The following is a 19447-nucleotide window of genomic DNA, read 5'->3' as shown; positions in this document are numbered from 1 at the left end:
TGCTTCAGCGCAACGCCTATGTGGGGCTGCACGTTTTGGTGGGCTAAAGCCCACCCTACGGGTGGCAAATATGGGGCCGGGGCGCTCCACTATTTCTGTAGGGTGGGCTTCAGCCCACCGCTTGAACGGCGCGACGCCTACCCCGTGGAGGGACGCGCAATGACGCTTTGCTCGGACCTGCCACTCGGCCCGTTGGGGCGTGCCTTCATAGACAGTTTGCGGCGCCTCGATCCAATGGCTGCAGAGCCGGTGCTGCTCGCCGCCGCGCTCTGCTGTGAAGCGTTGGCTGAAGGCGACGTCTGCCTGCCGCTGCAGCGCATTGCCGGCAAGCGTCCCTGGCCCGAAGTCGATTTCAGTTTGCCGCCACTCGCAGCCTGGCGCGCGCAACTAGCGGCATCGCCTTTGATCGGCTCGCCCGGCGATTACGCGCCGCTAATCCTTGCTGATAATCGGCTTTACCTGGCCCGTTACCAGGCATATGAACAGCAACTGGCGGAACAGCTGCTAGCCCGTGCGGCGGATACAGCGGAAGTGGACGAAAGACAGCTCAGCGACAGCCTGGCGCGGCTGTTTGCCTTCAATCAGCAAAGCCCCGACTGGCAGCGCCTCGCTGCAGCTCAGGCGGTACGCCGGCGACTGGCCGTGATCTCCGGTGGCCCCGGCACCGGCAAGACCACCACCGTGGTGCGGTTACTGGCGGCGCTGCTGGAGCAGCCCGGCGGCGAGCGATTGGCAATTGGCCTCGCGGCACCGACTGGCAAGGCGGCGGCGCGTATGGCCGAAGCGATCCGCAACGCCAAGGCGGATTTGCCCGTAAGCGATGCCGTCAAAGATGCCCTGCCGGACGAGGCGCGTACCCTGCACCGCCTGCTCGGCAGTCGAGGCGATAGCCCGAAGGTGCGCCACGATGCTTCGAATCCGCTGGCATTGGACGTGCTGGTCGTGGACGAAGCGTCCATGGTCGATCTGGCGCTGATGGCGAAGTTGGTCGTCGCGCTGCCACCCAAAGCACGCTTGATCCTGCTGGGCGACAAAGACCAATTGGCCGCGGTGGAAGCCGGTGCGGTGTTCGCCGAGCTCTGTGAAGGCCGCGGCTTCGATGCTCAGGCAGCAGCCGATCTGGAGCGCATCACCGGCCAGCCCGTGCCTGCCGAAACGCCGAGCTCGCGGCTGGGGGATGCAGTGGTGTTACTGACCCATAGCCATCGTTTCGCGGGTGACAGCGGCATCGGTGAACTGGCGCGGCGAATCAACGGCGGCGATGCCAAAGGCACCGTTGCGTTGCTGCAGGAAGGCCGCCTGGATCTGGCCTGGAACGCCGCACCCAGCCCCGGCACGCTGATCGAGCGCCTCGAACAGGGCTACGCGCCTTACGTCCAGGCTGCACGACAAGCCGATCCGGCTGCAGCATTCGAGGCCTTCAATGGGTTCCGCGCACTGACCGCCCAGCGCGAAGGTACTTTTGGTGTCACGGGCATCAACGAGGCGCTGGAGATGCGCTTCAAGCGGCGACTCGGCGTGCCGGCTCGTGAGCGCTGGTATCCCGGTCGAGCAGTAATGGTTCGGCAGAACGACTACGCGCTGGGCCTGTTCAATGGAGATATCGGGTTGTGCCTGAAAACCGAGCATGGCTTGCGGGTGTTCTTCGAGGGTGACGAGGGCTATCGCGGCTTCGCCCCGGCGCGATTGCCTAGCCATGACAGCGCCTTCGCCATGACCGTACACAAGAGTCAGGGCTCGGAATTCGCCGAGGTGCTGCTGGCGCTGCCCGAACAACCCAGCCCGCTGCTGACGCGCTCGCTTTTCTACACTGGCATCACGCGCGCCAAGCGCAAGGTGGAGATATGGGCGCCGCCGGCGCGCGTCGCCGAGGCAGTTGGCACTCGCGCAGAGCGGGCGGCGGGACTGGCGGATTGTCTCGCTCTCGACGGAGCGCAGCAGCCCGCTGTTGAGCTGGTGATCGCACAATACTCCAGCGAGCCACCACACGACCAACTGAGTCTGTTCTGAACATGGGGGCGATAGTGATCAAGGTTGGCAACCGCCGCACCCGTTTCGTTAAGCGGCTGTGCGTAAGCGCTGTTGAACTTTGTTCCGGTAGGCCCTTGCGAAACTCGACAATCGTAACTGCCATTGAGCAAGCCACAAGGATCGTTGCTACAAGCATCCCTGTGGCGATTTTGGCTGATAACGACAGCGAGCAACGAGATTAGCTCGCTGCTCTCGCGTCCGCGTATCGTTAGTGAAGCTCAACATTCAGGCTCGGTGATCCAAACGCGGCGAGTTCGGCATTCGAGCCTTGGAAGTAGCCTCGCCAGAATTGCTCCAGCAGTTCCATAGTCTTGCCCGAGCGGTAAGCCTGCTTGACGTCGTGAGTGACCAGGCCGGCACCTGCAACATACACCCGCGCACCCTGCAGGTCGGCAAATAGCTGCTTTTCGCTCACTCGCTTGAGCTCGGCTGAAGGTTGCAGATCGCGAATGCGGTTGTTGGCATAGAAGCTTCCGAATTCGCTGTTTTCCAGCATGTCGGAAATCAACAGGACCACTCGATCATCCGCGGGCTGTTGCGCCAGATCGCTGCCGATCTCGCGTAGCGAGTGAAAAATCTCGCTGCGCGGGATGTCTTCAGAGGCTTCGCGCAGCACGGTGACGAATTCACGACCGAATTTCTTGCGAAAGAATGCCTGCTGTTCACTCAGGCACTTGTCAAACGAGCGCAGCGATTGCATTCCGATTGAGTCCCGACTCTTGCCGGGTACCGGCTGATTCAGCTCGCCGGCAAAGCGCAATTGCATGAACTGATCAGGCAGGAACGCTGAAAAGCTGTAGAGCTGAACCCGGTCACCAGCGTTGACGAAGCGGGTGATCTGGCCCCAAGCGGCTTTCTGAATGCTCTCTGGCATCGGTACTGTCTGGTCGACGATCACGGTCAGCTCACGGCCAGAACCGGGCTGGCGGTACTGGTTAATCTTGGCGTAGTCGTAGCAGTCCGGAATGTCGTTGCGTTGCGCCGCTTGTGCCAATACAGGCAGGCAAAGCAGCGCGGCACATAGCATTTTTAGTTTCATTCAGATGCCTTCGAAATCTTTCAGCAATTGCTGATCGGCACGCAGCGCCAGCACGGCTTCAAACGGGTAACCCTTTGCCCGGCAGATGGTCGCCAGTTGCTCATCGCTATAGCCCGTCAGATCCTTGCTGCGCAGCGCGCTCAGGTCGACGGCAGGGGCGGTGTCCACTGAATGGCCGCTGACGATACTGACCACGGCGCTTTCGGCAATCTGCCCCGGCGGGTTGGCGACCACAATGGGTTCGGTGATCGGTGCGGGGACAACGACCGCAGTCGGCTCAGCCGCTGCCAGTCGCGGTGCGGCGGGACGAGAAGCGGTGGCCTGAGACACCGGTTGCGGCTGCGTGCGGTGAGTGCCGGCTTCTTCCTGCTTGCGCAGGACGAAAGCGTTAAAGTCGCGCCCTTGTGCGCCATGCAGGGCCGCCTGCACATTGCTGTCAGTGGTGACGCGCTTGGCCAGCTTCATCTGCAGCATGCGCAGTTTGTGGTCGGCATGGGCGGCTATTTTTATGCGCTGGGTTTCCATCCAGCGCTCCAGTTCGATTGCGCTGTTGAACCGGTGCGTGTATTCCCAGGCCTTTTTCGACTCGATGCCGGCGAAGCCGAAAATCGAGGCAAGCCAGACGCTTACGGCCTGAATCGCAACGTAGATCACCGACAGCACGACGAAGGTGATCAGCGAAGCGCTGCGGATCGCGTCCATCTTGTCGGTAAGCATGCTGTCGGTCGCTGCGTCATTGATGGCAGCCGATTCGTCAGGCAGCTCGAATGGACTGGCGCCGCTTTCGTAGCTCTGTTCGGCAAATGCGCTGGGATTGCCGACCATATCGGTTTCCATGCTCTTGAGCTGATAAGCGCGTATGCCAAAGGCGGCGCAGGCCATGATGATGACTACCAGAGCGCAGCCGATGATCCAACTATGGCGCGGCGTGACGCTCTGATTGGTCACCAGACGGGCGAGGATGCGGTTGTAGTCCTTGCCGCCTTCGTCCTTCTCTGTCTCCTTGATGCGAACGCCCGGCTGGATTTGCTTGAGCGGGGTGACCTTGTTCGGGTCACGATCGCCTTCCCACCAATGGCGGGCCTTGTTGACCAGCGAATTGTGGTGGATGGCCCGGCCAGCGGCCTCGGCGAAACCGGCGGAAATGATCGAGAGCAGGAAAGCCGCCATCCAGCCGAGATAGGTCTGGTCATTGGATGACAGGTTCTGGTTGATGAAGGGAACCAGCACGTAGGCGAAACCAACGGCCTCGAACAGAATCAGCAGGAATATCAGGGTCATCACCCAGACCGGCCGCTCACGGCGACCCGCTTCGCCGATGGTATCCAGATAGGATTCGCACTTGTTGTAGTAGTCCGCGCTCTTCTCGCCAACGTCCTGGTAGTAGTCGTAGTAGTTGTTACACAGTGAGGTCTCGCTGAGCAGCCACTGCTTGTGATCGGTGCTGGTGCTTTCCCGGGCCAGGCGCGCGACTGTGCCGACCAAGGGTACGCCATGCCACGTCCGCATCAGGAAGTAGCCGACCTTGTCCCAATAAAACTTGATCAGAACGGCTGCCAATAGCGTCGATATCACCGCACCGGTGATCAGCTTGTTTGCCCAGGCCAGGGCCATGAGCGCATTGAAACTGAAGTCTTCCATCATGAATTCCCTTTATGTACGGATCGGCACGAACCGGGCGGTATAGCTTTCGCCATTGCTAACAGGATAAAAAAGCGCGCCCTCGGTAGCTTTGGCGCTGCCCTTGCTGAACACCACGTCCATGCATGACAGCGGCGCCTCGGGATTCTTCAGGAAGACGCGATACAGCACGCGGTCTTCACCTTCGTACGTGTTGGCTACCGCATTGGCCTTTTGCAGCGGTTGACGGTTGCCCTTGTCGTAGTTCGGTACGATTTGCACGAACGGCTGTCGATCAACACTGGCACCGTCGCGAAGGATCGACACGGGCGAAAGGGTCACCAGATGGCCGTTTACCCGTTGCGCCCAGACACGGTTGTTGTAGCCAGGCAGATAATCGGTGGTGTCACGCGTTTCGAGAGCCTTGCCGCTAGCCAGGTTGAGCACTTCTCCGGATTCCCGCGGACGGTCGCTTTCGCAGCTGCGCATAGGGATTTCCGAGGCATAGGCGCTGGAGATGATCGCCAGGCCACTTGCCTTCTTCGGCGTGATGGCTTGGCCCAGTGTCCAGCTGCTGTTGGCGACTGGCTGACCACCGAAGTCGAGCACCTCACCGGTGTGGCGGCGAGCAGGCTTGGCGCTGGTCGACGCCGTGCTGGCAGCGGCGCCGGTGCTGTTGCTGCGAGCCTTTTCGGTCTTCGCCTTTGGCTCGGCGCTGACGGTGCGTGGCGGCGCCTGGATCGCGGTGCCATGGGCAAGGTATTTGGGATTGTTGCGCTCGGCGTTGATGCGCTGGACCAGCACGTTGCGGTCGGACACTTCGACGATCTCTACTCGCCGGTTTTTGCCGCGTTGCGAGGCATCGGCATTATCAGCGATCGGGCGGGACGCACCTGCGCCCTGGAAATACATGCGGTCCCGCGCGATGCCCTGCTCTGCGAGGATATTAGCCACCGCGCGGGCACGCTGTTGAGACAGGCGCTGATTGAGCGACGCACTACCCGTTGCGTCGGTATGACCGACGACGAGGATAGCGGTTTCGGTTTTCTCGTCCTTGCTGGGTGCAAAGGCGGCGGCGAGCTTGCGTACTTGGCGTTCACCTTCGACGCTGAGTCTGGCGCTTCCGACCGGGAACATTCCCTCATCCTGCACGTGAGCGACGATACCGGCTTGTTCCGGCGCGGGATGAGCGGTTGCCACGTCCTGCGTCTGCAGCGTTTCCAGCTGAATCTTGAGGTTTTCTTCCTTGGCTAGCTGTTCCAGCCGCTGCAAGCGGCTCTGCCACTTATGTCCGGCAGTACAGCCGATGGCGGCACCGGCACCGCCGCCAATCAGGGCTTTCTCGGCATCGCCGGTCAACGCGTACGCCAGCCCGGCTCCCAGTACCGCGCCACCCACGCAGCCGATGGCTGTTCCGTAATTCTTGCCTGCATTGTCGAGTGAGGCGCAACCGCTAAGGGCGATGGTGCCAATGATGAGACCGAGTGTTTTAGGAGGGGATAGGTTCACCGAAGCTCCTGCTGGTGGTGGCGTTTTCCGGCTCGACAAGCAGGGCGTATAGCGCATGAGCGTCGTCCCGGATACTCACATACTAAAAAAGGGCGTGAATTGGATCACACCAGGTAGGTTGTATCAATATCGAAAAACGCTGCGCTAATCTTGTCAGTTGTTCAGCAAGATATCGCTTCTGAAAGCTTCTCTTTCCATCGAGGCTGGCCATGTACAAGGGAGCCGGAGTGCGGAGAGGGCAATTGCTAAGTGGTGTGTGCGCTTAACGGTTCTTACCATATTGCCGCGGTAGTTCAGCCGCTCAACAACGTCAGCACCAGCGGCAAGCTGGCCGCAGCGAGCAGCGTCTGCAGAGTGATGATGCCGGCCATCAGGTGACTGTCGCCGCCGAGTTGGCGTGTCAGGACGTAAGCGGTGGGTGCAGTGGGGAGGGCGAAGAACAGCACCAGAATAGTCGTCTCCATGTCCGGTAATCCGAGCACCAACGCCACGCCATAAGCCAGCAGCGGGACGGCCAGCAGGCGTGTCGCGCTGTTCCAGCCCAGCGCCGGGATCTCCCCGCTCAGCTCCTGCGGCTTGAGTGCCGCGCCGACGCAGAGTAGCCCTAGCGGTAAGCTGGCAGCGGCCAGCAGGCTCAATAGTCGATCGGTCCCGCCGGGCAAGCCCAGCCCTGCGAGGTTCACCAGCGCACCGGCCAGACAGGCGAGAATCAGCGGGTTCTTGATGATCGGCAGCAACAGCGAGCGCACATTGACGCCACGCTCGGCGGTCAGCGCCCAGACCGACATGACGTTCACCGTCGGCACCATCAGCGCCAGCATCAGCGCCGCCAGCGCCAGGCCTTCCTTGCCGAACAGGCTGCCCACCGCCGCCAGACCCAGATAGGTATTGAAGCGTAGTGCGCCCTGGGCAACCGCGCCGAAGCGAGCGGCCGGCCAGCCGCGCGTCCGCTTGACCAGCAACAGTCCGACCCATATCAGCCCCAGTCCGAGCATGACCGCGCCGGCCAGGCGCGGCAGTGCAGGATTGTTCAGCGGCGCAGTGGCCAGGCTGCTGAACAGCAGCGCCGGGAACAGGACGAAATAGTTGATTCGTTCGGCGCCAGGCCAAAAGGCCTCGTTGGGGAACTCTTTCAGCCGTAGAAAATAGCCGGCAACGATCAACGCAAATAAAGGCCAGAGGGCAAGCAGAAGGGCTGTCACGCGATACATCCAGTGGTGCATGTAGAAAAGCGATAGTGGGGCGTCGCGCTTGCATCCGCAAGCCAGACGTATGGCGATGCGCCTAGGATGGCGCTCATCGGAAAAACGAGCACAATGATGCCTAATTGATATCATGTATGCGCGCCTAAGCACGAGCTTCACCAATGCCAACCATAGATAACAAATCCGCCGAGGATTATCGGGACACGCCTTACGGGCGGCAGATGCTCGATGGTTTTCGACGCCTGCTGTTCGTGCCGGAACTGGAGCGCGAATTTCGCCGTTATCTTGGCCGCCAAGCACGGTTGGCGCAGCAGCTCGGCGCCTGTCTGCTGATCCTGGTGGTAAGCGGTTACCTCTATTTCGAGCACCGGTTGTTCGGTCATCACGATCCCGACTGGTTGCGCGAGTTGACCGTGCTGCGCCTGCTGCAGATCGTCCCCGGGCTGGCGATCCTAGTGCTGACGCTGTTCCTACGACGGGCGCGAATCATCGCGAACCGCATGTTTCCGATGTTCCTCGTGCTAATCGGCGTGATCGCGGCGCGGATCGACATGCAATACGAGATCACCCAGCCGGACCTCGCCCTTCGCTATGGTGCGGGTCTGCTGATCGTCTGCTCGTTCTTTTTTCTCGGCGTAACCTTCTGGCGTGCCCTGGCCAGTGCGATGGCGATCATCCTGTTCGATGTATTGATCGCTGTGGTGGTGCTTTCACCCAGCGAGTTGCTGGTGCACTGGATTTCGGTCAGCTATTACCTGCTGTTGTTGGTACTCGGGGCGATCAGCCGCTACGTGCATGAATACTCGCAGCGCGAACAGTTCCTGACGCGCAAGTTGCTCGGCTGGGTTGTCCAGCACGATGCGATGACAGGGCTGGCCAACCGCCGCAGTTTCGACACCGCCTTGCCGCAGACACTGTTGCAGGCACGGCGCGAACGCAAGCCGTTGGCCTTGCTGCTGCTTGATCTGGACAACTTCAAGAACTACAACGACAGCCTCGGTCATCCGGCAGGTGACGCCTTGATTCGGGAATTTGGCGCGCTGCTCGCGGGTTTTTCGCGGCGGCCCCTGGATCTGGCGGCGCGGGTAGGTGGCGAGGAGTTCGCGCTGCTACTGCTTGATTGTGATGCGCAATCGGCACAGGCGATTGCCGGGCAGATTCTGCAGAAGTTGAAGGAGCGTGCGTTGCCGCATCCGGCCTCGGTGCATGGTGCTCACGTCACGTCGAGCATCGGGGTGGCGGTGCTGCAGCCGGAGCAGACCCCCGAACAGCTGTATCACGCCGCCGACAAGGCCTTGTACGAAGCCAAGCTGGCTGGCAAGAACCGCTACGCAATGAGCGCCGGTCAATCAACCGAGGCCCGAAGCTGCTCAGCGGCGTGGTGATACCGGGCGAGTGCGGCCGCTGCCGTCGATGGCCACGAAGACGAACACCGCGTCGGTGACCTTGCGCCACTCGCTGGAGACAGGGTCGTCACTCCAGACTTCCACGAGCATGCGAATCGAGCTGCGCCCCACATCCAGCGTCTGGGTATAAAAGGACAGCTGTGCGCCCACCGCCACCGGCACCATGAAAGCCATGCGATCGATGGACACCGTGGCGACGCGGCCGGCTGCCACGCGGCTGGCCATGGCGGTCCCGGCCAGATCCATCTGCGATACCAGCCAGCCACCATAGATATCGCCGAACCCGTTGGTCTCGCGTGGCAGCGCAGTGAGTTGCAGGGCCAGATCGCCCTGTGGAATCGGATCTTCCTGTTCGTATTCTTTCATCGGTCGACTCGCGGCGCGGTTGTTGTTCTGGCGCGAAGAACCCGCGGTAGTGCGGGCGGGGCGAGTATAGCGGCTGAATGTTTCAGCAGCGACCGTACAGTCGCCCCTCCATTACCGTAACCAGATTGTCACATTCCGTTCATAGAGTGTTCACGCGGCCTGCAGACAATGGCCCCCGTTCCAACACACTCGAGCACACCCCTGCTAGGAGCAAGGTATGAAACTGAATCGTTTGATGGCGGCCCTGACTTTCGTAGCCGCTGGCGTAGGCGCTGCCAACGCAGTTGCAGCCGTTGACCCGGCGCTGCCGACCTATGAGAAAACCTCCGGCGTTTCCGGCAACCTGTCCAGCGTCGGCTCCGACTCGCTGGCCAACTTGATGACCCTGTGGGCCGAAGACTTCAAGCGCAGCTACCCGAACGTCAACATCCAGATTCAGGCTGCCGGTTCCTCCACCGCGCCGCCGGCGCTGACCGAAGGCACCGCCAACATGGGCCCGATGAGCCGCCCGATGAAGGACAACGAAATCCAGGCCTTCGAAGAGAAGTACGGCTACAAGCCGACCGAAGTGCCGGTCGCCATCGACGCCCTGGCTGTGTTCGTACACAAGGACAACCCGATCGAGAGCCTGGACATCGAGCAAGTCGATGCCATTTTCTCCAGCACCCGTCTGTGCGGTGGCGAGCAGGACATCAAGACCTGGGGCGAGCTGGGTCTGACCGGCGAATGGGCAAGCAAGCCGATCCAGCTGTTCGGTCGCAACTCGGTATCCGGCACCTACGGTTACTTTAAGGAAGAAGCCCTGTGCAAAGGCGACTTCAAGTCCAACGTCAATGAGCAGCCGGGTTCCGCTTCGGTGGTGCAGTCGATCTCCAGCACCCTGAATGCCATCGGTTACTCGGGCATCGGCTACAAGACATCCAGCGTCCGCGCCGTGCCCCTGTCCAAGGGTGGCGAAGCCTTTGAGGCCAGTGAAGAGAACGCCCTGGCTGGCAAGTTCCCGCTGGCACGCTTCTTCTACGTCTACGTAAACAAGGCACCGAACAAGCCGCTGAGCCCGATCGATGCCGAGTTCCTCAAGCTGGTACTGTCGAAGCAGGGTCAGGAAGTCGTGGTCAAGGACGGCTACATCCCGCTGCCGAAGACAGTCGTCGAAAAGACCCTGAAGGACCTGGGTCTGTAAGACGCACGCCAGACTCGCGGCAACTGCTGCGGGACTGAATACGACGCCCGCCACGCATGTTTGCGCTGGCGGGCGTCGTTGCGTCACCTCGCTGTAATCTTTCTGTCACACAGCTTGATTAGATTTAGGCGCCCAGCGGCCCTCGGTATCCAGTGGAAACGACGTGTGCCGGATGGCGCAGCAGTTTTGACGGCCTGAGCGGCCAGGACCTTCGCATGAACGATATAGAGACCATGAGCGCGAATTCCGATGTGCAACGGCTGGACTTCAATACACCAGCTCTGCAACGCAAGCGCCGCATCCGCGCGCTAAACGACAACCTGGCGCGTTGGTACGTCTCCATTGGTGGCCTCGCCGTGCTTGGCGCCATCTGCTTGATTTTCTTCTACCTCGCACAGGTCGTCCTGCCGATGTTTCAGGGCGCCGAGCTGGAGGCGCGCGATGCGCAACAGCCGACTTGGCTGGCAGACGCTGGCGAGCCGCTGTTGCTGGCCATGGAAGAGCAGAATCAGGTCGCCATGCGCCTCGGCAACGATGGCCTGGTTCGCTTCTTCAGCCTGCGGACCGGCGAATCCTTGCGCACCATCGACCTGCCGCTACCGGCTGGCAGCCGCATCGTCTCGGTTGGCCAGGACACGCCCGGCAATCGACGTATCGTGCTGGGCCTGGAGAATGGCCAGGTGCTCGTCGTCGAACACAACTACAAGGTCACCTACCCGAACGGCAACAAGACCATCACTCCACAGCTGGATTACCCGTTCGGCCAGGAACCGCTGCAGCTCGACCCAGAAGGCCGGCCCATCGCCCACGCCGCGGTCAGCGTAAACGGCAAGACCTTGATGGTAGCCGGCGCCGCCAATGGCGCGCTCCAGGCACTGCGGATTGCCACCACCGAGAATCTGCTGACAGGGGAAACCACCCAGGAACAGGAGCGCCTGGATCTTCCGCAACTCTCCGAGCCGATCAAGGCGCTGCGCATCGATCCGCGCCATATGTGGCTGTTCGCGGTGAGTGGTCGGGCCAGCGTCGATGTCTTCGATCTGCGTCGCAAGCAACTCAACGGGCGCTACAAGTTGCTCGGGGGCAAAGGTGAGATCACCAGCGTCGCCGCGCTGCTTGGTGGCATCTCGCTGATGGTTGGCGATTCGGCAGGCGGGATCGGCCAATGGTTCATGGTGCGCGGCAACGATGGCCAGGCCGAGCTTCAGAACGTGCGTAACTTCCAGCTGGCTGATCAGCCGATCACTCAGATCCTTCCCGAAGAGCGCCGCAAGGGCTTCCTCGCCCTCGACAGCGCCGGCACCCTGGGGATTTTCCACAGCACCGCGCATCGCACGCTGCTGACCGAACCGGTCGCCGAGGGTGCGGCTGTCGCCGCCCTGTCGCCCCGGGCCACCCGCCTGCTGGTGGAATCGGGCGACCAGCTGCAGCGCTTCGTGATCGATAACCCGCACCCGGAAATTTCCTGGAGCGCGCTGTGGGGCAAGGTCTGGTACGAAAGCTATCCGGAGCCGGATTACGTCTGGCAGTCCACCTCCGCGACCGGTGACTTTGAGCCCAAGCTGAGCCTTTCGCCGCTGGCCTTCGGTACCCTCAAAGCGGCGTTCTACGCCATGTTGCTGGCGGCACCGCTGGCGATCTGCGCGGCCTTCTACACCGCTTACTTCATGGCCCCGGCCCTACGCCGCAAGGTCAAGCCGGTGATCGAGCTGATGGAAGCGTTGCCAACGGTCATTCTTGGCTTTTTTGCCGGCCTGTTCCTCGCGCCCTATCTGGAAAACCACCTGCCGGGGATATTCAGCCTGCTATTGCTGATGCCGGTGGGCATTCTGCTGGCCGCCTGGCTCTGGAGCCGGCTGCCGGAAAACGTACGCCTGAACGTGCCGGAGGGCTGGGAAGCGGTGCTGCTGATCCCGGTGATCCTGGCGGTGGGCTGGGGCTCGCTGGCCGTCAGCGGCTATCTGGAGAACTGGTTCTTCGGTGGCGACATGCGCCTGTGGCTGACCAACGAAATGGACATTCCCTTCGATCAGCGCAACGCGTTGGTGATCGGCCTGGCGATGGGTTTCGCGGTGATCCCGACGATCTACTCGATCGCCGAAGACGCCGTGTTCAGCGTGCCGAAGAGTCTCACCCTGGGCTCGCTGGCGCTCGGTGCGACACCCTGGCAGACGCTGACCCGCGTGGTGTTGCTGACCGCCAGCCCGGGCATTTTCTCGGCGCTGATGATCGGCATGGGTCGCGCCGTGGGCGAAACCATGATCGTGCTGATGGCCACCGGCAATACGCCGATCATGGAGGCCAACATCTTCGAAGGCATGCGCACCCTGGCGGCCAACGTCGCGGTGGAAATGCCTGAATCGGAAGTGGGCAGCACCCATTACCGCGTGCTGTTCCTCGCGGCGATGGTGCTGCTGATGTTCACCTTCGTGATGAACACCTTGGCCGAGCTGATTCGCCAGCGCCTGCGTCGCAAGTACGCCAGCCTGTAATGAGAGCCGCGCCTGCGGGCGCAACATGCAGCCAATTGCGGCTGCGTCGGGATTAAGACAAAGGTAACGATCCGTGAAAAAGGATTCGCTGAAAACCTGGATCAAGAGCGGCACCCCCTGGGTCTGGATGAACGCCGGTGCGGTGTCCATCGCCGTGATCATGACCCTCGGCCTGCTGGCAGTAATCGCCGTGCGCGGGCTGGAACACTTCTGGCCGGCCGACGTCATGGTCGCCGATTACCAGGTGCCCGGTGCCGAGCCACGCGTGCTGGCCGGCGAGCGGGTACAGGCCGAAGAGGTACCACGTGCCCGTCTGGCCGCCAGTGGTTTGCCGGTGGACGTCGAGGGCGGCGAGTTCATGACTCGTGAGCTGCTCAAGGTCGGCAATCGTGAGGTCTATGGCGCGGACTTCTCCTGGGTCATCGGCGAATGGTTGAGCAACCCGCGCAAACCTGCGAATTTGATCGTCTTGGAGCGGCGTGAGTGGGGCAACTTCTATGGCGAGCTGCTGAGCGTTAAGGAGAGCGGTGAGTTGGTCGCCGAAGGCGATGCGGCCTGGGCTGAGTTGCAGCAACGAATCGAGCGCATCGACGAGCTTCACGCCAAGATTGCCCGTCTGGAACAGGTCGATATCGGCCGGATCAACCATGGCCTTGAGCGCCTGCGCCTCAAGACCCGCAAGTTGGAGCTTAATGACCAACTCGACGCCGCGGCTCAGGCTGAACTGGACGCCGAGCGCGCGCAGTGGGATGGCGAATACAGGGCGCTCGAAGGCGAGCTGACCGCCCTGTATCAAGGCTTCAACCGCGACAGCATCACCATGCGCACCATGGACGGCCGCGAGCAGGCGATCAGCCTCGGCAAGATCGTACGTGCTTACCGCCCCAATGCGATGTCGACTTTCGAGAAGCTGGGCTTCTACTTTGCGAAGGTATGGGAGTTCGTCAGCGACGAGCCGCGCGAGGCGAACACCGAGGGCGGCATCTTCCCGGCTATCTTTGGCACCGTGCTGATGACCATCATCATGGCGGCGATCGTCACCCCGTTCGGCGTGATCGCCGCGGTGTATCTACGTGAGTATGCGAAGCAGGGCGTGCTGACTCGCATCATCCGCATCGCGGTGAATAACCTCGCTGGTGTGCCGTCCATCGTCTACGGCGTGTTCGGCCTGGGCTTCTTCGTATACGTACTGGGTGGCTCGCTCGATCGCATCTTCTATCCTGAAGCGGCTCCGGCCCCGGTATTTGGCACGCCGGGTCTGATGTGGGCGTCGTTGACCCTGGCGATCCTGACCTTGCCGGTGGTGATCGTCGCCACCGAAGAAGGCCTGGCGCGTATTCCGCGGATGATACGCGAAGGCTCCCTGGCCCTCGGTGCGACCAAGTCGGAGACGCTTTGGAAGGTCGTATTGCCTATGGCCAGCCCGGCAATGATGACCGGCCTGATCCTCGCCGTGGCTCGCGCTGCCGGTGAAGTGGCGCCGCTGATGCTGGTGGGTGTGGTCAAGCTGGCGCCTTCGCTGCCGCTCAACGGCAACTATCCTTACCTGCACCTGGACCAGAAAATCATGCACCTGGGCTTCCACATCTTCGACGTCGGCTTCCAGAGCCCCAATGTCGAAGCGGCGCGGCCGCTGGTCTACGCGACGGCGTTGCTGCTGGTGCTAGTGATCGCAACGCTCAACCTCAGTGCGGTCGTCATCCGCAACCACCTGCGCGAGAAATACAAGGCGCTGGATCATTAATCGTTTAGCTGGAAGCTAGAAGCCTGAAGCTGGAAGCAAGAGCGCTTTCAACTCCAGCTTCAGGCTTTCAGCTTCCAGCTCTTCACGGAGTGAGCACATGCAATCGAATACCCATTCCATCGACATTTCAGCCCTTGGCCGCGACAAGCGCAGCCTCAGCCTGGCCGACGAGCCGGTGGCCATCGAGGTGCCGGACCTGAGCCTGTACTACGGTCAGAAGCAGGCGCTGTTCAACGTCAGCATGAATATCCCGCGCCAGCGCGTGACGGCCTTTATCGGCCCGTCCGGCTGCGGCAAGTCCACGCTGCTGCGCTGCTTCAATCGGATGAACGATCTGGTCGACGGTTGCCGCATCGAAGGCGCCATCAACCTTGATGGAACCAACATCTACCGCAAGGGTGAAGATGTTGCCGATCTGCGTCGCCGTGTCGGCATGGTGTTCCAGAAGCCCAACCCCTTCCCCAAGAGCATCTACGAGAACGTGGTCTATGGGCTGCGTATTCAGGGCATCAAGCAGAAGCGCGTACTCGACGAGACCGTCGAGTGGGCGCTCAAGGGCGCGGCACTGTGGGAGGAAGTCAAGGATCGCTTGCACGAATCGGCGCTGGGCCTCTCCGGCGGCCAACAGCAGCGCCTGGTGATCGCGAGAACCATCGCCGTCCAGCCGGAAGTCCTGTTGCTCGACGAACCCAGCTCCGCCCTCGATCCGATCTCCTCGCTGAAGGTCGAAGAGCTGATCTACGAACTGAAATCCAAATACACCATCGTCATCGTTACCCACAACATGCAGCAGGCTGCGCGCGTCTCCGATTACACCGCCTTCATGTACATGGGCAAACTGATCGAATACGGCGATACGGACACGCTCTTTACCAACCCGGCTAAGAAGCAGACCGAGGATTACATCACGGGGCGTTATGGCTAAGCGCGCGTTAGCTTGAAGCTGAAAGCCTGAAGCTGGAAGAAAGCAGCAACGGCTTCGGCTTCTGACGTTTGGCTTCCAGCTTCCTGCTTTCAACTCCCAGCTTTCGCGGAGCGAACAAATGAAAGACATCCATACCCAACACATCTCCCAGCAATTCAACGCTGAGCTGGAAGAGGTGCGCAGTCATCTTCTGGCCATGGGCGGGCTGGTAGAGAAGCAGGTCAACGACGCAGTCACCGCGCTGATCGAGGCCGATTCCGGGCTGGCACAGCAGGTCCGCGACGTCGATGACCAGATCAACCAGATGGAGCGCAACATCGACGAGGAATGCGTGCGCATCCTCGCCCGTCGCCAGCCAGCGGCGTCCGATCTGCGGCTGATCATCAGCGTCTCGAAGTCGGTGATCGATCTCGAGCGCATCGGCGACGAAGCCACCAAAATTGCCCGTCGCGCCATCCAGCTATGCGAAGAAGGCGAGTCGCCGCGCGGCTATGTCGAGGTGCGTCATATCGGCGACCAAGTGCGCAAGATGGTGCGCGAGGCGTTGGACGCTTTCGCCCGCTTTGACGCCGACCTTGCGTTGTCGGTGGCACAGTACGACAAGACCGTAGACCGCGAATACAAGACTGCCCTGCGCGAGCTGGTCACCTTCATGATGGAAGACCCGCGCTCGATCTCCCGCGTGCTCAGCGTAATCTGGGCGCTGCGCTCGCTGGAACGCATCGGCGACCACGCCCGCAACATCGCCGAACTGGTGATCTACCTGGTACGCGGCACCGACGTCCGCCATCTGGGCCTCACGCGCATGGCAGAAGAGGTCGCCAGCAAGCGCGACTGAAGATCGGCGGGGCCTATTGGTGGGCTGAAGCGGAACGCCGCCCGGCCCACCCTACATGACAGTGTTGTGCTCGATGGTTAGCCTCGTAGGATGGGCCTTCAGCTTGGTAGGGTGGGCTTCAGCCCACCAGACGCCACTCGGAATGCGTCGGCCGGCCAACCGGCGCTCGGTGGGCTAAAGCCCACCTTACGGATTTCTGCAGCCGCCGTACCAATCCCGCCGCAGGCGGCTAGCTGCGCTGCAAGCTGACGATTAGCTCCGCCAGTTGCTGTTGCCGCTCGACCTGCTCCAGCCGTGCGCCAGGGTTCAGCGATGACCATTGCGGATGCGCACGGCAGCGATGCAGTGCCTCGGGTAGCTTGCCCTCGCGCCACGCTTTGTCGTCCGGCGCATCGAGACGGATCGCCTCTATAGCGGCATGTCCGCGGGCGGCAAGAGTGGCCAACAATTGGCGTTGGCGCAGGGCGAGCAGGCGCAGCACGGCGTCATCGACGGTCAATTCGCGTTTGCCTTTGAGCTTGCCAAGCAGGCGGTTGCCGTAATGCCTGGCGGTTTGCGCGCCACCGCCAGCGATTGCGCCGAGCAACGCGGCGGCGCCAAGGGTAATGCCGCCGACCATCAGGTCGACACCGGCCCCGGCTGCCGCGCCTGCGGCCATGCCGCCACCGATCTTCACGCCCAGCTGCTTGAGCGTTTCGGGATTGAACAAGTCATCGCCCCAGCGGCCGTCGAGCAACGGCAGTTCGGCGGCTGCGGCGTCCTGTGGACGGAAGCCGTAAAGACGCAACAAGGCGTCGACACAACGTTGCTCGCGTGCGCGCACGGCATCGTGCAGCTCCCTGATGGCGCCGCGCTCCAGTTCCGGCTGGGCGGCGACGCTGCGACGACAGGCGGCGACATCCACCAGCAAGTCGGCGATCAATCGGTTGCCCTCGCTCAGTCGTGCGGCGGCCTGGGCTTCATGGTCGTCGATCAGGCGCTGCAACTTCGGGCGCGACTGCTCCAGCAGCAGCGCCAGGCTTTCGTACAAGCGACGCTCGCCGTCGATCGGCGGCGCCACGCTGTCGAAGCGCACCAATGCATGCAGGCCCAGCCGTGCCAGGGCTTCGCGCCACTGCTCTTCACGGTGACCGGGCTGGGCGACGAAGTTGAGTACCGGCAGCAGCGGTTTGCCACAGCCGGCCAGCACCGCCAGCTCGTCCTTGTACTTGGCCAATACCGGCTCGCGGGCATCGATGACGTAGAGGCCGGCATCGCTGGTCAATAGCTGGCGTAGCACCTTGGCTTCCTGTTCGAAACGCTGGCGCGCCTCGCTGCCGTCGAGAAAACGGGCCGTGCGCGCCGGACCATCGAGGCGCTCGCCGGGTCGTTCGATACGTTCGAGATGGTCGAGCAGGGCGATGGCGTCCTCGAGGCCCGGCGTGTCGTAGAGCTCCAGCAGCGGTTCGCCGTCCACCGAGAGCCGCGCGCCTTCGACATGACGGGTGGTGCTGGGCCGATGCGAGACCTCGCCGAAGCCAACATCACGTGTGAGGGTGCGCAGCAGCGAAGTCTTGCCGACATTGGTGTGGCCGACCAGCGCGAGCTTCAGGGGCGCGCTCATGACTGAAATTCCGTCTTGGTGTTTACGAAGCTATGGACGCACTGGCTGGCGTCCGCCGGAATCGAGCCGAGCTCATCAATCATGGCCAGTCTCCAACCAGGTCATGGGGACGCTGCCCGAATGAGGCAACCCAAGGCCCTCCAGCGCCTGGTGCCAATCCTGCAGCCGATAACTGTCCAGCGCTTCGCCAGCGGGCGCCTGCAACAGCCAGATGCGACTTTCTGCGGCACAACGGCTCAGCTCGCCGATCAGTGCCAGGGTGCCGCGATCGGGCGAGCGGCGCGGATCGCAGGCGATGGCCAGACGTTGTGGTGGGAAGCGGGTCAACTGTTCCAGCAGACGACGGCGCTGCTCGCGGTCGTCCAGCACGCCGGCGTTGGCCACCGACCTTGGCAGCTTCGGTGGCCAGGGGTGGCTCGGCTCCAGCTCGATGGCTACCAGCACGGCACCTTCGCTACCATCCAGGTGCTCGCCGGCATGTGGCGTATGCAGCTGGGCCGGAGCGGCATCGTTGACACCGAGGCGTTCGCTGGGTGGCTGCAGACGTTCGCGTAACAAGCGGTAGGCTGGCAGCTGCAGGTCCAGGCCCAGCTGTGCATGACCCCGCCGCCAGCACCACAGACAAAGCAGCGCCAGCAGCAGACGCGGCAGCAGGCCGTAGACCAACACCACGCCGACCAGCCAGCCGGCCCAGCTTTGCCGGGCGGTTTCGGCGCTGCCGGCCAAGGCACCGCTGGCTCGGATCTGCTCGATATCCGGCACACTGAAGCCCAGCAGCGCGGGCAGCGCGCCGAGCGCCTGGGTCAGGCTGATGAAGGTGCTTTCGCCGAGAATGGTGGTTTCCCAGGCGAAGCCATAACGTCGCGTCGCCAGCAGCGCCAATAGAGTCAGCAGCGCGCTGGACATCGCCAGCAGCCACATACCGTGTACACCAAGCCCCAGCAGCCAACGGCCGAGGCGGTGTTGTTCCAGCACTGACAGCAGGGCCGGCGCCAGCTGAACCGCTCGGGCGTCACGGGCGAGCTTTTCACTGAGCCAGAGCCACAGGCGGCCCAGCGCACCGCCGGCATCGCCGGCGAAGAAGAATCCCAGCAACCAACCCAGCAGCGTCAGCAGATTCAGCCCGAGCAGACTGCCCAACGCCCAGAACACATTGACCGGCCGCACGCCGTCGCCCAGCGCCGCCAGGGCGAGCCCCGCTCCGGTGAACAGCGCCAGCAGAACGAGCGCGATGCCGCCCAGCTTCGCCCCTTGCCGCCAATGCCGCAGCGCCTCGATCAGGCCGTCACGGCGCGCCAGCCACAGCGCGCGGAGTTGGATCAACTCCGGCAACGCGCCGCCCTGCGCGCGGGCCAGGCGATTGGCCTCGGAATCATCGAGCGGCCCGGCGCGCTCTTCGCGCAGGCGGATGGCTTCGGTCAGCCAGAGGCGGTCGAGTGGGGGGGGCGATTCAGCAGCGGGTGATGAGGGAGCGGGCACGCGGCTT

The 19447-nt window shown here is 62.4% G+C and carries 14 protein-coding genes; 7 read left to right on the top strand and 7 right to left on the bottom strand.

Going from position 1 to position 19447, the window contains the following annotated elements; all coding sequences use genetic code 11:
- Positions 1 to 159: 159 nt before the first annotated feature.
- A complete protein-coding gene (gene recD / locus NA647_RS17490) occupies positions 160 to 2010 on the top strand; it encodes an exodeoxyribonuclease V subunit alpha (protein WP_256058828.1) in 1851 nt (616 codons plus the stop codon).
- A gap of 229 nt (positions 2011 to 2239) precedes the next feature.
- Here the strand turns inward: recD and NA647_RS17485 are convergent, their stop codons facing one another.
- The 4 genes from NA647_RS17485 to NA647_RS17470 form a co-directional block, all read right to left on the bottom strand.
- Positions 2240 to 3070, bottom strand: coding sequence for a hypothetical protein (locus NA647_RS17485; RefSeq protein WP_256058827.1), 831 nt, complete (start codon positions 3068 to 3070; stop codon positions 2240 to 2242).
- A complete protein-coding gene (locus tag NA647_RS17480; RefSeq protein ID WP_256058826.1) occupies positions 3071 to 4711 on the bottom strand; it encodes a hypothetical protein in 1641 nt (546 codons plus the stop codon).
- A 12-nt stretch (positions 4712 to 4723) separates the two neighbouring features.
- Complete coding sequence (locus NA647_RS17475) at positions 4724 to 6199, bottom strand: OmpA family protein (RefSeq protein WP_256058825.1); 1476 nt, start codon at positions 6197 to 6199, stop codon at positions 4724 to 4726.
- A 293-nt stretch (positions 6200 to 6492) separates the two neighbouring features.
- On the bottom strand, positions 6493 to 7401 hold the full coding sequence (locus NA647_RS17470; RefSeq protein ID WP_423836492.1) for an AEC family transporter: 909 nt from the start codon (positions 7399 to 7401) through the stop codon (positions 6493 to 6495).
- Between the two features lie 164 nt (positions 7402 to 7565).
- Here NA647_RS17470 and NA647_RS17465 point away from each other — a divergent pair, with 164 nt between their 5' ends.
- Positions 7566 to 8789: a GGDEF domain-containing protein gene (locus NA647_RS17465; protein ID WP_256058823.1), complete on the top strand. Its 1224-nt coding sequence runs from the start codon at positions 7566 to 7568 to the stop codon at positions 8787 to 8789.
- Here NA647_RS17465 and NA647_RS17460 read toward each other — a convergent pair.
- Positions 8775 to 9176, bottom strand: coding sequence for an acyl-CoA thioesterase (locus NA647_RS17460; protein WP_256058822.1), 402 nt, complete (start codon positions 9174 to 9176; stop codon positions 8775 to 8777). The genes NA647_RS17465 and NA647_RS17460 overlap by 15 nt on opposite strands.
- Before the next feature lie 217 nt (positions 9177 to 9393).
- On the opposite strand from NA647_RS17460, the gene NA647_RS17455 reads away from it, so the two are divergent.
- From NA647_RS17455 to phoU, 5 genes are all read left to right on the top strand, one after another.
- Complete coding sequence (locus NA647_RS17455) at positions 9394 to 10359, top strand: PstS family phosphate ABC transporter substrate-binding protein (RefSeq protein ID WP_256058821.1); 966 nt, start codon at positions 9394 to 9396, stop codon at positions 10357 to 10359.
- 215 nt (positions 10360 to 10574) lie between these two features.
- Positions 10575 to 12851, top strand: a complete 2277-nt coding sequence (locus tag NA647_RS17450; protein WP_256058820.1) for an ABC transporter permease subunit — start codon at positions 10575 to 10577, stop codon at positions 12849 to 12851.
- Positions 12852 to 12924: 73 nt separating this feature from the next.
- Positions 12925 to 14595, top strand: a complete 1671-nt coding sequence (gene pstA, locus NA647_RS17445; protein ID WP_336604966.1) for a phosphate ABC transporter permease PstA — start codon at positions 12925 to 12927, stop codon at positions 14593 to 14595.
- Between the two features lie 97 nt (positions 14596 to 14692).
- Entirely contained in the window at positions 14693 to 15520 is an 828-nt protein-coding gene (pstB, locus tag NA647_RS17440) for a phosphate ABC transporter ATP-binding protein PstB (RefSeq protein WP_256058819.1), read from the top strand.
- Between the two features lie 118 nt (positions 15521 to 15638).
- Positions 15639 to 16358: a phosphate signaling complex protein PhoU gene (gene phoU / locus NA647_RS17435; protein WP_256058818.1), complete on the top strand. Its 720-nt coding sequence runs from the start codon at positions 15639 to 15641 to the stop codon at positions 16356 to 16358.
- Positions 16359 to 16587: 229 nt separating this feature from the next.
- Here phoU and NA647_RS17430 read toward each other — a convergent pair whose 3' ends face one another.
- On the bottom strand, positions 16588 to 17961 hold the full coding sequence (locus NA647_RS17430; RefSeq protein ID WP_256058817.1) for a GTPase/DUF3482 domain-containing protein: 1374 nt from the start codon (positions 17959 to 17961) through the stop codon (positions 16588 to 16590).
- A 75-nt stretch (positions 17962 to 18036) separates the two neighbouring features.
- Positions 18037 to 19440, bottom strand: a complete 1404-nt coding sequence (locus NA647_RS17425; RefSeq protein WP_256058816.1) for a DUF2868 domain-containing protein — start codon at positions 19438 to 19440, stop codon at positions 18037 to 18039.
- Positions 19441 to 19447: the final 7 nt, after the last annotated feature.

This window comes from Stutzerimonas stutzeri (assembly GCF_024448985.1).
Classification (GTDB): Bacteria; Pseudomonadota; Gammaproteobacteria; order Pseudomonadales; family Pseudomonadaceae; genus Stutzerimonas; species Stutzerimonas stutzeri_AP.
The sequence above is the reverse complement of the archived record's forward strand: the minus strand, read 5'-3'. Positions and strand labels throughout refer to the sequence as shown.

Bases quoted from the DNA above. Each gene is read 5' to 3' on its own strand.
- recD (WP_256058828.1), top strand. From the start codon at position 160: ATGACGCTTTGCTCGGACCTGCCACTCGGCCCGTTGGGGCGTGCCTTC.
- NA647_RS17460 (WP_256058822.1), bottom strand. From the start codon at position 9,176: ATGAAAGAATACGAACAGGAAGATCCGATTCCACAGGGCGATCTGGCC.
- NA647_RS17480 (WP_256058826.1), bottom strand. From the start codon at position 4,711: ATGGAAGACTTCAGTTTCAATGCGCTCATGGCCCTGGCCTGGGCAAAC.
- NA647_RS17455 (WP_256058821.1), top strand. From the start codon at position 9,394: ATGAAACTGAATCGTTTGATGGCGGCCCTGACTTTCGTAGCCGCTGGC.
- NA647_RS17450 (WP_256058820.1), top strand. From the start codon at position 10,575: ATGAACGATATAGAGACCATGAGCGCGAATTCCGATGTGCAACGGCTG.
- NA647_RS17430 (WP_256058817.1), bottom strand. From the start codon at position 17,961: ATGAGCGCGCCCCTGAAGCTCGCGCTGGTCGGCCACACCAATGTCGGC.
- NA647_RS17465 (WP_256058823.1), top strand. From the start codon at position 7,566: ATGCCAACCATAGATAACAAATCCGCCGAGGATTATCGGGACACGCCT.
- NA647_RS17485 (WP_256058827.1), bottom strand. From the start codon at position 3,070: ATGAAACTAAAAATGCTATGTGCCGCGCTGCTTTGCCTGCCTGTATTG.
- phoU (WP_256058818.1), top strand. From the start codon at position 15,639: ATGAAAGACATCCATACCCAACACATCTCCCAGCAATTCAACGCTGAG.
- pstB (WP_256058819.1), top strand. From the start codon at position 14,693: ATGCAATCGAATACCCATTCCATCGACATTTCAGCCCTTGGCCGCGAC.